General features: G+C 36.0%; 16 protein-coding genes. 9 read left to right on the top strand and 7 right to left on the bottom strand.

Going from position 1 to position 13,709, the window contains the following annotated elements:
* Nucleotides 1-468 precede the first annotated feature (468 nt).
* From R2Q78_RS05485 to R2Q78_RS05470, 4 genes are read left to right on the top strand one after another with little or no spacing between them, the layout of a single operon-like run.
* Entirely contained in the window at nucleotides 469-1,695 is a 1,227-nt protein-coding gene (locus R2Q78_RS05485) for a hypothetical protein (protein ID WP_316789646.1), read from the top strand.
* Nucleotides 1,692-2,990, top strand: coding sequence for a serine protease (locus R2Q78_RS05480; protein WP_316789644.1), 1,299 nt, complete (start codon nucleotides 1,692-1,694; stop codon nucleotides 2,988-2,990). The genes R2Q78_RS05485 and R2Q78_RS05480 overlap by 4 nt, the downstream gene beginning before the upstream one ends.
* A complete protein-coding gene (locus R2Q78_RS05475) occupies nucleotides 2,983-3,519 on the top strand; it encodes an ABC-three component system middle component 1 (RefSeq protein ID WP_316789642.1) in 537 nt (178 codons plus the stop codon). The genes R2Q78_RS05480 and R2Q78_RS05475 overlap by 8 nt, the downstream gene beginning before the upstream one ends.
* Entirely contained in the window at nucleotides 3,506-6,661 is a 3,156-nt protein-coding gene (locus R2Q78_RS05470) for an AAA family ATPase (protein ID WP_316789640.1), read from the top strand. Before R2Q78_RS05475 ends, R2Q78_RS05470 begins: the two co-directional genes overlap by 14 nt.
* A 295-nt stretch (nucleotides 6,662-6,956) precedes the next feature.
* Here R2Q78_RS05470 and R2Q78_RS05465 read toward each other — a convergent pair whose 3' ends face one another.
* Entirely contained in the window at nucleotides 6,957-7,604 is a 648-nt protein-coding gene (locus R2Q78_RS05465; RefSeq protein WP_316789638.1) for a hypothetical protein, read from the bottom strand.
* A gap of 83 nt (nucleotides 7,605-7,687) precedes the next feature.
* A complete protein-coding gene (locus tag R2Q78_RS05460) occupies nucleotides 7,688-7,870 on the bottom strand; it encodes a hypothetical protein (protein ID WP_316789637.1) in 183 nt (60 codons plus the stop codon).
* 86 nt (nucleotides 7,871-7,956) lie between these two features.
* On the opposite strand from R2Q78_RS05460, the gene R2Q78_RS05455 reads away from it, so the two are divergent.
* Entirely contained in the window at nucleotides 7,957-8,340 is a 384-nt protein-coding gene (locus R2Q78_RS05455) for a hypothetical protein (protein ID WP_316789635.1), read from the top strand.
* A 54-nt stretch (nucleotides 8,341-8,394) separates the two neighbouring features.
* On the top strand, nucleotides 8,395-8,727 hold the full coding sequence (locus tag R2Q78_RS05450) for a hypothetical protein (protein WP_316789633.1): 333 nt from the start codon (nucleotides 8,395-8,397) through the stop codon (nucleotides 8,725-8,727).
* A 185-nt stretch (nucleotides 8,728-8,912) separates the two neighbouring features.
* Here the strand turns inward: R2Q78_RS05450 and R2Q78_RS05445 are convergent, their stop codons facing one another.
* Entirely contained in the window at nucleotides 8,913-9,617 is a 705-nt protein-coding gene (locus tag R2Q78_RS05445) for a hypothetical protein (RefSeq protein ID WP_316789631.1), read from the bottom strand.
* Between the two features lie 233 nt (nucleotides 9,618-9,850).
* On the opposite strand from R2Q78_RS05445, the gene R2Q78_RS05440 reads away from it, so the two are divergent.
* A complete protein-coding gene (locus tag R2Q78_RS05440; protein ID WP_316789628.1) occupies nucleotides 9,851-10,141 on the top strand; it encodes a DUF2683 family protein in 291 nt (96 codons plus the stop codon).
* Nucleotides 10,132-10,401, top strand: coding sequence for a Txe/YoeB family addiction module toxin (locus R2Q78_RS05435; protein ID WP_316789626.1), 270 nt, complete (start codon nucleotides 10,132-10,134; stop codon nucleotides 10,399-10,401). Before R2Q78_RS05440 ends, R2Q78_RS05435 begins: the two co-directional genes overlap by 10 nt.
* Before the next feature lie 106 nt (nucleotides 10,402-10,507).
* Here R2Q78_RS05435 and R2Q78_RS05430 read toward each other — a convergent pair whose 3' ends face one another.
* The 3 genes from R2Q78_RS05430 to R2Q78_RS05420 all read right to left on the bottom strand — a co-directional run bounded on the left by R2Q78_RS05430 (nucleotide 10,508) and on the right by R2Q78_RS05420 (nucleotide 12,094).
* The gene (locus R2Q78_RS05430; RefSeq protein ID WP_316789624.1) at nucleotides 10,508-11,026 is read right to left on the bottom strand and encodes a DUF6985 domain-containing protein; all 519 of its coding nucleotides are present in this window, start codon (nucleotides 11,024-11,026) and stop codon (nucleotides 10,508-10,510) included.
* A 181-nt stretch (nucleotides 11,027-11,207) separates the two neighbouring features.
* A complete protein-coding gene (locus R2Q78_RS05425; RefSeq protein WP_316789622.1) occupies nucleotides 11,208-11,504 on the bottom strand; it encodes a hypothetical protein in 297 nt (98 codons plus the stop codon).
* An 8-nt stretch (nucleotides 11,505-11,512) separates the two neighbouring features.
* On the bottom strand, nucleotides 11,513-12,094 hold the full coding sequence (locus R2Q78_RS05420) for a hypothetical protein (protein ID WP_316789620.1): 582 nt from the start codon (nucleotides 12,092-12,094) through the stop codon (nucleotides 11,513-11,515).
* Between the two features lie 145 nt (nucleotides 12,095-12,239).
* On the opposite strand from R2Q78_RS05420, the gene R2Q78_RS05415 reads away from it, so the two are divergent.
* Nucleotides 12,240-13,310, top strand: coding sequence for a Fic family protein (locus tag R2Q78_RS05415; protein ID WP_316789618.1), 1,071 nt, complete (start codon nucleotides 12,240-12,242; stop codon nucleotides 13,308-13,310).
* Nucleotides 13,311-13,323: 13 nt separating this feature from the next.
* On the opposite strand, the gene R2Q78_RS05410 is transcribed toward R2Q78_RS05415, so the two are convergent.
* Nucleotides 13,324-13,674, bottom strand: coding sequence for a hypothetical protein (locus R2Q78_RS05410; RefSeq protein ID WP_316789615.1), 351 nt, complete (start codon nucleotides 13,672-13,674; stop codon nucleotides 13,324-13,326).
* Between the last annotated feature and the right edge of the window lie 35 nt (nucleotides 13,675-13,709).

Below are 13,709 nucleotides of genomic sequence, written 5' to 3'. Positions count from 1 at the left end.
AATAAAGAATCAAAATCGCCAGAAAGAATTGGAACGAATAACTGGTAAAAAATAGTTGACCTGGATTTACCTTGGATCAGAAAACAAGAATAAACTTAAGTAGCGATGTTTGTTGGTATATATGATTAGTAATAAATTTAAATTATGATAATCACAAAATGATTGTTGCACTTCTAGAAGTCGCCTTTAGAGAATTCATTCGGTACGTCTGCTCATGGGCGTCACTTTTATACTAGTATGTTATGCAAATTTTGAGGTAAAGGGGGGACATACCAATCTAACGATACTGTTTAGCAATACCTCATGAAATAGTATCTTTTAGAAGAATCGTTGAAAGCAGGGAAGAACATTTAGTCATCCCTAAAGTAACTCATAGATTAAATTTTGTTTTTTAGCAGTATTTAATTTTATCATTAGCAAAAAAGGTGTAATTTGCAAGATAGATCTTTTAACGATATCTCTCCATAAATGATTAAAATACATAATTTTCCCGCAAGTTTTGGTGATACATTTCTGGTTTGCATAAATGAAGACGGATCGAAAGAGGTAAACATCCTTATTGATTGTGGTAGAGAGTTTTCATCCAATGCACAAAAAACGCTTGAAAAAATGGGAGAAAATAAATCCCATAAAATTGACCGCTTCATCATTACGCATTTTGATGACGACCATATAGCCGGGCTCTATAAATTTTTGCAACAAAATGGAAGTGCTGAAAATCCGAACATCATTGAAATTCAACAGATTTGGCTTAATACTTTTAGGCATTTACAGTTTTTCAAACGGGAATCGACACCAATAGGATCCGAAGAAATTGAGAGGCTAGAATTGTTCAAACTGTCATTCCCAGACCTAAAACCTATGGGAACGGAACAAGAAATAGGGGCCAAACAAGCTATGCTGGCAGGCCGCCTTATTTACACCAATGGTTATAGCTGGAATGCAGATTTCGCTGGAGAGGCTTGTACTGCGTTTCGCAGCATACAGATTTCCGAGAATGTAAGACTGCATATACTTACTCCTACCGTTGAAAATCTAAAAAACATCGAAGCGGAATTTATCAGGAAACTTAAAAGTGATTTCGGTTTGGTTCCTACTAATGAGGATTTCTTCGATGACGCATTTGAATTGTATGTAAAGAATGGAAGTTTGGAAAGGAAAAAAGAGAAGTCTGTATCGTCCGTTCATCGCGAAATTTCACTTTATAATATGCCGAATATTATAAAGAATGCCGACTATTACCCTGACACTGCTTCTGGAAATGGGAGTTCTGTGTCATTTATCTTAGAAACTTCGACAAAGCGAATGCTTTTTCTGGCTGATGCACACGCTGAGGATGTAATAGCTTCTTTGAAAGAAATGTTTCCTGATAAGCAGCAGCCCCTGATTTTTGATGCGATAAAGGTAGCTCACCACGGTAGTTTTCGAAATAACAAGCCAGAATTATTTACGGTTATTGATAGTGAGAAGTTTATTTTCTCGACAAATGGTAAGCATCAATCACATGTTCATCCTGATATTGAAACGATAGCACACATTATTACCCGAACTCGACCTGAAAAAGTGATTAAAAGAACATTATACTTTAATCATGATTTTGTTGAAAAGCAGGAGCACTTAAAGGCATTTCAAAAAGATGAACTCCGCAATTTTTATAATTATGAAGTCAGCATGGTAAGGGAGATTGAAGTATGAGTAATCTAAGCCTAATCAAGTCTGCCAGTTGTAAGTTAGCATGTGGTGAAATTAAAGGTTCCGGCTTCTTTGTTACTCCTGATATCTTATTAACCTGTTTGCATAATATTGAAGCAGATGTTGCGATAGTTGGTGAATCCTATGGAGAAGACAAAAGGTCGTTTAGCTTTGAATTAGTTGATTCAGATACTGTGACTGACTTGGCCATACTCCGTACTAAGGATGGTTATTTGCATAATAGTACCTTACATGTTTGCTCATTGGAGCCAATCAAAGGAATTACCTGGGAATCTTTTGGCTATCCCGCAACCACCAACGGAAGATCAATCGGAGAAGATCTTGACGGGAAAATAAGGGATCATGCGTTAAACCCAGGGTTACTGAAACATGACGTCGTTCTCGCTGTAGAAGGATATAATTTTTCTACCAGCGTATACCAGGGCTTCTCAGGTTCGCCGATCGTAGACGACTATGGAAACGTAATCGCTATTTCAAGGTTTTCAGGTAACAACAGTTTGGATGCAGTTAGTGTTAAAAGAGCTAAATCTTTTCTGGAAGCAAATAATATTATTTGTAAGCAGGATTATTTGTTGGATTTTGATGAATATGCCTGCAATTGTTTTGCAGGATTTGAGGAAGACCCTAAAAGAATGTGTAATGCATTCGCAAGCTCAGTTAAGGGACAGGTGAACCCTGATACCATTGCTCGTGATCTGTTGGGGAAACTTTATTATCCACATCAGGCTGGCACATTGGAGGAAATAATTGCTTACCTGAAAAAGAACCCGACGACTAATAAAGGACTATGGAAAGGTTGGCTTGAACTTCTAAGCTACCTTGCTATGGTTTCTTCAGCAAGACCAGATTTTAATAGCATAACGGTTACTTTAACCTCTGATAACTTTGCAAAGCTATTTAAAGTCAAAAGCGAGATTGCCAAAAAAACCATTGATGTGAAAGTGAATTTTTTCTGGACAGAGGGCAAAGCCTATCTAAAGGTTATTTCAGATTATGCGCATGATAAATTCAGGTCGGAAGCTGAAAGTAATTCCTGTTACATTTTTAACTCATCAGATCCCAATTTTGGTAGACGTGTACCCAGCCCGGGCTTTAAGGACAAAATCATCCGTGATATAGGTGGTGATGAGTCTGCAGGTTTCCACATTATAAAGCAGATGAATTTTGGGATGCTGAGTTTAAACCAGCTTTCCGAGGAAGTTCTGAATAGTGATAGTGTAGCGCAGGCCCGTCCTAAAATTGAAGAACTATTTATTAACGCCCTTTGCAATGACTGAAATTATAAAATTTGATTTTTTAATCGACCATGAGTTGGTCGACCAGCAAACCCTATCATGTTGGAAACGGGAAAGTGACCGATTCAACATTTATTTTTTTACATGTACACATGATTCTGTGGCGGACTTATTAGAGTCATATACGAGAATCAGGGATTATATAGCTATTTATTTTCAGGGTGACTTCCTTAAATTAGATGTTGAAAGGTGGAATATCTATCAGTTTCATCTGCTGACTAGTGTGATTGATCCTAATGTTAAACAGACCATTGAACAGGACAAATTTGCAACTAGGAAAATTGTTCTTGACGGATTATCTGAAGAGATAACAGATGATGTTATCAAAAAACTGATCGATGTGGAGCTTTTTCAGTTTTTCATACAGCGCCGCATGATACAGCATGTTTCTATATTGGACGTGCTCGATCAGCAGGATAGGGAAGTCGCTTCTTATTTAAGACACGAAAACCCCTCGAGAGATGAAATGATCAGCTCACTTCTTAAAGCTTTTGGAAATGGCGAAAATTAAAAATGTGACTATCGAAAACTTCCGTGCATATGAAGGAACTCATGACTTTTCCTTTTTAGGATCCGGCGGTTTGGCCAACTTAGTGGTTATCTATGCGCCAAACGGCTATGGAAAGACTTCGTTTTTTGATGCGGTCGAATGGGCATTCAGCAATAAAATACGGCGTTTTGAGAATGGGGTTCTCAAGCAGGAACTGGACAGCAAAGATTTTGCGAGCGATGATCAGATTATTCTCACAAACAGATCTGGCTATTACAAAGGTGAAAAAGGTGAAATTACGATTACTACCGATGAAGATAAAATTATCAAAAGGACGATAGTTCCCCGTCAAATTCCTAATACAGACATTAAAACTGACTACAGGGATGTCCCATTGTTGGGTAACTATACGCAAAACGAAATTAATCTCTTTAGTGAGAACAATATGCTGACCCAGGACCAGATTGATTCCTTTCTAAGGTTCAAAACGCCCGAAGAGAAATTTAATGCATTGAAAGAGTTTTGGCCTGAAGGTTCAGAGGCATCTTCAGTGTTCGCAACACTCACCAGCTACACCAGGATACTTCGGTCAAGAGCAGTAGGCATCCAGCATAACATCAATAAAATAGTAAGTGAAATTGATGAGAATATAAACTCTGATGCCAACTTTTCTAAAATCAACAATTGGATTTTACAGCTTAACGCAGCTCAACTAATCGATATTAAATTCCCGGAAATTACTCAGGAAATTGATGATGAAGTTTATTTAAGTATCACCCAGTCTAACGAAACCTATAAACTTGTTATAGATACACAGATTGCTAATGCGGAAATTGCAGCCATCAAATATACTAACTTGGGTAGGCTCCATCCTAAATACCTTGAACAGATATCTGAACTATCGAATGCTACAAATCGTTTAAAAGAAATGAAGCAGTTGTCTTCTTCATTGGAAACTTTACATCGTTTGAGGAATAACTACAATGATAGGAGTTTAGAAATCACAAGATTGAATGCAGAAAAATCTGGTTGGGAGCGTCTGATCAACTTATGGCCTGAGTTTGCGCAAGATAAATCAGTTGTTCAATCCTTACAATCTGACAATTTTAAGTTTTATCAGGAGATTGAAGAAAAAAGCAAAGCTAACATTGGTTTGGAAGAGGAGGTCAATGAAACGTTATCTGATCGGAATCTAGTTGAGTTTGAATTGAAGCAAGAACAAGCCATCGCCTCAAAAATTGAAGTTGAACTAAGACAAATAGAAAAGTTAAGCGCCGATATAAAGGAAGGAAGGGATCATCAGGAATATTCTGAAGCATGTATTGCAGAAATTAGGGACAGTATTTCCCAGGAGTATCTCATTCGTAGAGCTCTCGTTGAGATGCTTGAAAGTGAGAATTATTCAAATTATGAGCATCCAGATGGAGAATTTAATTTTTATCTCACGGACCTCCTGGAGAGAGAAACGAAACTGTCAGATATTAACGGGCAGATTCTCCATTTAGAAACAGAAATAGGACAGAAAGGTTCATTTAGTGATAATCTAAGCCGTTTGGTCAAATGGGCGTCAACGCAGGTGTTGCAGCAAAATTTGTCTTCCTGTCCGATGTGTAATACCACTTTTTCAGATGTGGATAAGCTTCTAGAAGCTATAACAGCCGATAAAGGAGACATCTTAAAGGTGTCAGATCTGGAACTGGAATTAGAGACGCACTATCTGATTAAAAGCTACTTGATGGAGGATATCTTGGAAGCCGATTCGTACCTTAATAAATTTATCAATAATGAGGTCTCCAGATTGAATAAAGAAATTGGTTGCTTGGAAAGTTCAATTGATAAATTACAATCGACCGTTAGAAATGTTCAGGATTCCATTGACCATGCTTCTATTGTCATCAGCCATACAATCGAACAAATAACGACAGAAACAGATTCTATCGATTTTTCTATCCCAGATCCCGAAAGAATAAGAAAACAGAACAGGGAGAATATAAATAAACTTACGTCGTTGTTGAAAACCCAAAATGAAAATTTGAATGCAAAGAATAACCAAATTAAAACATTGAATAACAATTTGTTGGTGCTACGCAATGCGATTGCCAACAATGGCAATAAAGCGAGTTTGATCCAGGCAAAACAGTCATTTATTGAATGTTCTGACTTGCTGGAGAAAAAATTATTGAAGGAATTTACTGACCTTGATCTAAGATATCTAAAGAATCAACTTCAACTATGTTTAGACGCGATTAAATTAAAAAGTGATTTAAACAGCGAACAAGTACAAACAATTGGCGATTTGGAAAATGAACTCCAGAAATCTGGGAATTCATTAAGTGAACTTCAGGCGAATGAATTGGCTCATGAAGCCGAACGTCAGCAAAGTTCCCTGATTTTGGAAAAAGAGAGGTTTGAATCTGCATATAGGGCCTTGATTAGTGATGAGAAATTTATTTTGGAATCTATTCAGGAGCATTTTAATCGTTTCAATACCCGACAACAAAACTTAGTATCATTAAGGGAACAGTTAAATGCTTTTGGATTTGATCTCGCTGTTATTGAAGGGGATGTTGCCCGTAATCGCCTTAAAAAAGAACTTTCAAAATTGAAAATCGATCTTGCTGAAACCGAATACGCCGCAAATAGAATTGAGACTTCTAAAACTACAGTGGGGGATTTCATTACAAAGGGGGTGGATGAGTATTTTAACAAGGATGTAATAAATCAAATTTATAGTAAGATTGAACCTCACCCAAAATTAACGGAAATAGATATACGTGCTGAAAGTTCAGGCAGACTTCCTAGACTAACTATCCGCGCGAAAAGTGATACCGAAGAGCTAGCGCCAGGCCTGTTTCTAAGTACAGGTCAGGTCAACGTGTTATCACTGAGTATTTTTATTGCAAGAGCTTATGAAATGGGTAATGGTAATTTTGATTGTATTTTCATGGACGATCCAGTCCAGAATATGAGTGATATTAATGTCCTGTCATTTGTTGATCTACTACGAATCCTTATACATGATCAGGATAAGCAGGTTATGATATCAACTCATGACGAGAAGTTTTTTAAGTTGCTCCAGAACAAGTTGCCCTCAGCTTTTTTCAAATCAAAATTCTTCGAACTTGGTTCATATGGGAGATTAAAGGAGGGAGTACCTATTTAGCGAATATTTAATCTAAAATAAAATTTCCGTAGTTAGGAGTGAAGAATTTCAGTCAACTCAAAATCAATTTCTTGCGTTAAAAATTTTATGGTATGTGATCAATTATTCTTGTAATGGATATAGCGTTCTGTTACTGGGATTTCTTTGTAGTCAAAATATTTAGAGACTTCTAGTGCTTGTAAAATAAACTCAATGTGATTTCCAAAAAAAAATCTTAGAGCCTCTAAGACATAAAGATGTCAAATCAAGGCAGGCATTATGCCAGCCATTTTTAATGTTTTGTTGAATATCAAAATTAATCTAGCTTCATATTATTAACTAGGAAAACCTTTGCTTGTTCAGGTGAGATATTTTGTAAAAATGCGTTATGAGTCTTATCTCCATTTTTTTGAATTTTGACCTCCACTTCTTTTATTAATAAGCTAAATAACTCCATGAGTGATTTAAGATCACGCATTCTTGGACTCGCTAACTTTCTTGCTATAAGAATGTTCTCGGTATCTCCGTCCAACATATAACCAGTTTCAGAGACCTTGATAAAAACCATTGCTTGCTCATTTGCCGAGTCATCGCGATGCGCAATGTACGAATGCCGTAAATCCATTAGGTGATCATGCATGCGTTCATACTTCTTGTCATACTTCTCGTATATGGATTTCTCAAGTCTTGACATTCCCGCCTTATTTTCCGTAAAACATTTTCCGTATGTTATAATAATTGATTGCCAAAGTGCAAGTTCCGTTGTGTGGTTGAAATTAGATGATTCCTTTAAAAAAATAAGTTGTTCAGTAACTTGTGAAACAAAAGATAAATCTTCCCTAATAAGCATGAATGATTTCAGTTTCTTAGTAAATTGATCAGGAATAACATACAATAAGTTATTAGGATATTTATCCCTTACAGTCTTATACATATCTGCTGCTGCTTTCTCTTTTTCTGTCATAAAAAGTCTACTTGTTTACTAATATTTTACTTTCCTTCAAATAAGTTGTTAATAGAATCATCTTTATTTTCTTCAATTAAAGTTCAAAAGGGAGGAAGATGGGAAGGCCCAAAGGTTATTTTTACCTGAAATATTGCGTTAACCGGTTTTTCGTCTACTACTACCAGAACCCAGTCTGGAGGAAGTAAATTAAAAACAAGCATTGCTTCTTCTTCCAAACCGTAACCAGTGAAAGTAATGGCTTTTTCATCGGTCAATTGGAACATATGGTTTTTAATAGGCCTAATTTATTAATAATTCTGGATAAAGAACAAACTGTTATCTTAGCTTAAATGATTTATATAATTTACCTATGAGTTGGGATATTGTGCTATTTAATTCCAGGCAGAAAATAGAGTCAATAGAAGAGTTGGATGAATTTCAGCTTGAGCCGACAGATTTCTGTTCATTATTGGAAAACCATTTTGGAAACATCAAAAAAGACGACAACCATAGATCAATTATAGGTGAGGAATATGCTATTGATTACTTTATTGATGATGAAGAAGCGAGCCACAAGATATTGAACTTGTATGGTGAGCACGCGCTTTTTGAACTGATTGTGCTGGCGAAGAAACATGGCTGGCAAATTTTTGATGCCGGTATGGGAGGTATGGTTGATTTGGATAATCCTTCTGAAAATGGGTATGAAAACTTCCAGGATTATTTGAGTCAAATCTTAAAAGACAAAAGGTGAAAATACAGCAATGCAGTTTTTTAATCAGTTTTTTGTCGGGATACGATTTTTAATATGTGGACACCAATTTCGTTAGTTGAATTAGAAGAGTGGATTTTACGTGGCGCGTCAGAACTTGAAGGTGAGTTGCTAAACTTTTGGAACTTAATAAAAATAAAGCCTCAAAAATGGCAAGAGGAAGAATATGGAGCTGAAGGTGGTGGTTTTTGGGTTGTTGCAATTTTTGGAACTGAAGTCATTTATTACAATGATATAGAGGAAGGGTTTAACATCTCAGCATATGAAGCCTATGGGCACATTAAAGAGTACTCGTGTAACCAAAGCGAACTTGATTGGGTAATAATTGGCCTTTACGAACGAATTAAAAGGAGGAGCAATTCAAACTGATACTTCCGTTCATTAATCATATCGGGATGTTCATCAATTTCTTTGTCTGTTAAATCAGGGTAAGCTTCGCGCAGCTTGAAATCTATGGTATCGGTCATGTACGTGTTAATCATTACTTTCAATAAATTTATAGGTGTAGGCCTTGACTGTGTGCGGTAAAGTCTATAGTAAAAAGCAATGCTATTTTAGGACTCCCAATCTACTTTATCTGGATACATCCTATTATACTTAAATTCATCGAAACTATCATAAAATTGTATATGCGGATAGTTGTCAACTTCTTTTGCTTTTTTCCAGGTTAAATGAACAACTGCAAATTTTTCATCATCATCTGATCGTTTTGTTATAAATAGAACATCATCATTTCTTGTATTGCGACACAGGGCCGAAATTTGAAAATCTGCTAAGATGTGGAGGTTTTTTTTGGGAGCAAATGAATTCCAAAATGATTTACTTTCATAAATACCCAGCTCTTTTCTTAGCTCTTTTTCAAATGCTATTTTTCGGTCAATTGAAATACTTTCCCAGGGATCTTCTGTAAAAGGCCTTGGTTGTATCTGTAAGAAAAAATCTTCAATAACATGTCTGTCTACCCCAGCAATATCAATGCGCTTGGGCTCATTTTGTAATTCTTTAATATCATCAATTGTAAATCCCCCTTCCGCAAAAAGAAAATAGCCATTGTCTAGTTGAACGTTAAATTTCATGGCAGCCCATCTATCATAATCAGGCTTAGTTTTTGACCAGAAATCCCAAACAGTCCGTTGAACATATTTATAGTAATTTTCTGTTGGAATAAAGTTTCCATATAAACAATCCATACTTTCATCCCCTAAACGCAGTTCGGTAGTTCCAATGTGTTTTTCGTGCGAAAATACTTGTGCTTTCATGTTGCTTAACTAATCAGTTAAATATAGATATTTTAGGATTATGCATGAGAAAACAGAATATAAGTGATATGATTTAAGTTATGGGTTTCCTTACCCTTTTTGTTTCACGGAAATTGGTTGGGCTCTATAAAATATTGGAATTCTTTTCAAGATATTGCAATTTATTACAAAAAATTAATTATTGGTTAATATTTGAAATATTGTTTATATTTGCTGTGTAAGCATTAGTGATTATGGCAGTAAAAGAAATGGTATCAAAGGGGAGTGTTCATCAGAATACTGGAGCGTTGTCTTATTGGCAGAATATTTGTTATTTTAGCACTATGGAAACGCTAATTGTACAACCAAAAACAAAAGAGCAGCTCGCTGCTGTTAAGGCTTTTTTGAAGGCGTTGAAAATTGATTTCAAGGTCGAGGAAAAAAGCCCTTATGATCCTGAGTTTGTGAAGAAGATCCTGCAGGGTGAAGAAGATATAAAAAAAGGTAAAGGCGTTAAAATAGCGACCGAAGACTTGTGGAAATAATTTATTCGCCAGAAGCTTTAGAAGACCTAAAGTATTGGAAGAAATCTGGTAATAAACCTATACAAAAGAAAATTCAGGAATTAATTTATGCTATTCAGAAGGATCCTTATGAGGGGATTGGTAAACCAGAACAATTAAAACATGATCTATCGGGAAGATGGTCTCGTCGAATCAATAAGGAGCATCGGTTGGTTTACAGGATTAATGAATTGAACGAAATTATGATTCTGGATATTACATCTTTAAGAGGTCACTACTAAATGTTATAGAAGGTTAACTTTCTGGATGGAAGCACTTGGCTACAGGGGTTGGTGAAAAATAGATGGCTATATTAATAACCAAACAAATCCTGTAATTAAACCTTAATTACCAAAACTTCCACCAGGTTTTTGATTTGACACTGATTGTATCTGATTCTGGTTTTTCGTCCGTAAAATGGCCATCATGTTCACCGACCCTTGTCAAAGTTCGACCATTTTCAAAAACCAAATACACCCCATGTTCCTCTTCCCATTTGCACTCGCAAGAAACACATACATAAAAGTTTTCGTTTTCATCCCATTCAATAATTATTTCTGTTGGTGTAGCGTAATTCCAGATATCCTGATTGTCTTTAATATACAGTCGTTGTGTATAGCCATGTTTCAAAATCTCGTCGTAGTATAGTTTAACTTTTCCGGAGTCTTTTATTCTGTCAGTCGTATCAAGTTCTAAAAAGTTTGCCAACGCCTTATCAGCACCAACTAAATAGGGTTTATGTAGCGGTTCAACAAAACCAATTCTTATTTTTTTGTTTTCAAAATAGGGAATTCGGAAAGGTTCACTTTCAAAAAAGTCTGGATCATATTCGCTCGGTTTAAGCATTCCTGTAATCTTTGATTCCATTGGTTATGAATATTAGGTTCTTATTTGCCTGGTTCGATGTTTTTAGACTCTTTAATAAAGCTTCTTTTTTTCTGACACGAATATCTGTGTTAAATTTACCAAAATGCCATTACAAAAAGCCTAAGCAGGGGATATTTTACGAAAAGCTTTAAGCTGGTGGAAGGGGTGACTCCGAAGGAGTTTAGGAGGGGGGAAGGTCACTGTATCTGGTGCTGTCGTCTTTTATTAAATACTTTATAGACCAGCCATCTTGCGTAGTGGTGTCAATCGCATAGTAACTGACATCAGCATAATTTGAATCATTAAAGTTTATAGCTATTAGCTTGCCTGTTCCTACGTAGGGTTTAGATCCATAACTGGATTTTGCGGCAACTGGATTTGCTTGTTGGGCATTAATTTTTTTGTCGGCGTTACAGCTAAATAATATGAATAGAATTAGAAAGGAAACTATAGGGGTAATGGACGGGTTAGATTTCATTGGTAATGTTACAGACTACTCATAAATTGATCCGCTATTGTCTTACCATTAAAATCCACCTTGTATTTTCCCTTGCCAAAATCCGTAAGTTCGATATGGTCTGTATTTAACGTAAAAGCTTCATCACCATCCAATGTTACAAAGATATCAGAGCCGCCAAACTGCCACTTGATGTTGCCGTTTTTGTCGATACGTGATATACCTAGTTCACCGTGGATAATATAATCTTCTTCAAAACTATAAATCTGAAAACAGGTAACCTGATCTGCCTGGGTATTCCATTTTAAATTTAGGTCTGGAAGGCTTAAACAGAAAATGTTGTCAGCGCAACAAACCAATAATTGATCTCCGGCCACAACTGATGAAGTATTGTGAATACGAGTGCCACCGGCAGCCCCAAGAATAATACAGCTGCTCCATTCTTTGTCATCCTGGTAAATTTTGATGCCATGCTTTGATGTAGGTTGGTAACCTTCATCTACGCTGGAATATTGTTTTGAGTACTTGTATTTATTATCGGCGGATCCGGATTGATAAGTAGGATCATCAAATACTTCAATCACCAGATTTTGATAGGAGTGCGTGTTCATTTTAATCGGTATGGTGAACTAAATATACAAATGATATATTTGATAGTAGAATTAACTGGAATGGGTAATTATCCCGCTGTAATCAGGTTAAATTATATTGTATGCGTTGAAATGAGTTATATTCGCATTGTAATCATATTGATTTATGCAATTATTGCCACTCGGATTTGACATAGAAAGTAAAAAAGTGCTAAAGAAGGCAGTTGAGGCGGCACAATACCTTGCTGAATTGAAAGGAACTGTACGTACTATTCCCAACGAGGCCATTTTAATTAATACTTTGGTATTACAGGAAGCGAAGGATAGTTCTGCTATTGAAAACATCATTACTACTCATGATGAGCTTTTTAAAGCAGAGTTATTTGCCGAACAGGTACAAAGCTGGGAAACTAAAGAAGTCATGAGTTATGCAACTGCATTAAAACATGGTTTTAAGCTGGTGCAGGATAATGGCTTTTTAAGTAATAAATTCATTTGCGAGATACAGGCTATTTTAGAAGATAACAAAGCTGGGTTTAGAAAGCTACCTGGCACTGCAATAAAGAATACGGCAACAGGAGAAGTGCTGCATACGCCGCCGCAGGACTATGATACCATCGTTTCCCTAATGGCCAACCTAGAGAACTATATGAATGACCATGCGCTGGATGATGTTGATCCGTTGATAAAGATGGCGATTATACATTACCAGTTTGAAAGTATACATCCTTTTTATGATGGCAATGGGCGTACGGGCCGTATCATAAACATCCTTTATCTTTTTTTAAATGGATTGCTTGATCTGCCGATCCTGTATTTGAGTAGATATATTATTCAGCACAAACCAGATTATTACAGGTTGTTGCAGGAGGTACGAGATACTGGCAATTGGGAAGAGTGGATCTTGTTTATGTTGGACAGTATATCGAAAACAGCTAAGGGAACTATTGAATTGATCAATGACATCAGGTTACTAATGGCTGAATATAAATTGGCAATAAGAGATAGATTGCCGAAGATCTATAGCAAGGATTTATTGGAAACACTGTTTAAGCATCCTTATACGAAAATTGAACATGTAGAAAATGATTTGCAAGTGAGTTATTTGACTGCAAGAACCTATTTAGATAAGCTGGTGGAAAACGGATTTTTAGATAAACAAAAAATAGGAAAGTCCAACTTTTATATCAACATTGGCTTGCTCAATATTTTCCTTCCAAAGAAAGAACGTTTATAAAAAATAGCTTTTTTTATAAATGAAAATAAGAACGTTTATAAAAAACGGCTTTTTTTATAAATGAAAATAGGAACGTTTGTAAAAAAGGATGTTTTTTACAAATGAAAAGAGGAGCGTTCGTAGAAAACATCTGTAGGACAAAAAGAAAATAGCCATTGTCTAGTTGAACGTTAAATTTCATAGCAGCCCATCTATCATAATCAGGCTTGGTTTTTGACCAGAAATCCCAAACAGTCCGTAGAATATATTTATAGTAGTTTTCTGTGGGAATAAAGTTTCCGTATAAACAACCCATACTTTCATCACCCAAATAAAGTTCCGTTGTTCCTATGAGCTTGTCATGCGAAAATACTTGTGCTTTCATGTTGCTTAACTAATCCGTTAAATATAGATATTTTA

The organism is Pedobacter frigoris (assembly GCF_032678645.1).
In the GTDB taxonomy this organism is placed as follows: Bacteria; Bacteroidota; Bacteroidia; order Sphingobacteriales; family Sphingobacteriaceae; genus Pedobacter; species Pedobacter frigoris_A.
The sequence above is the reverse complement of the archived record's forward strand: the minus strand, read 5'-3'. Positions and strand labels throughout refer to the sequence as shown.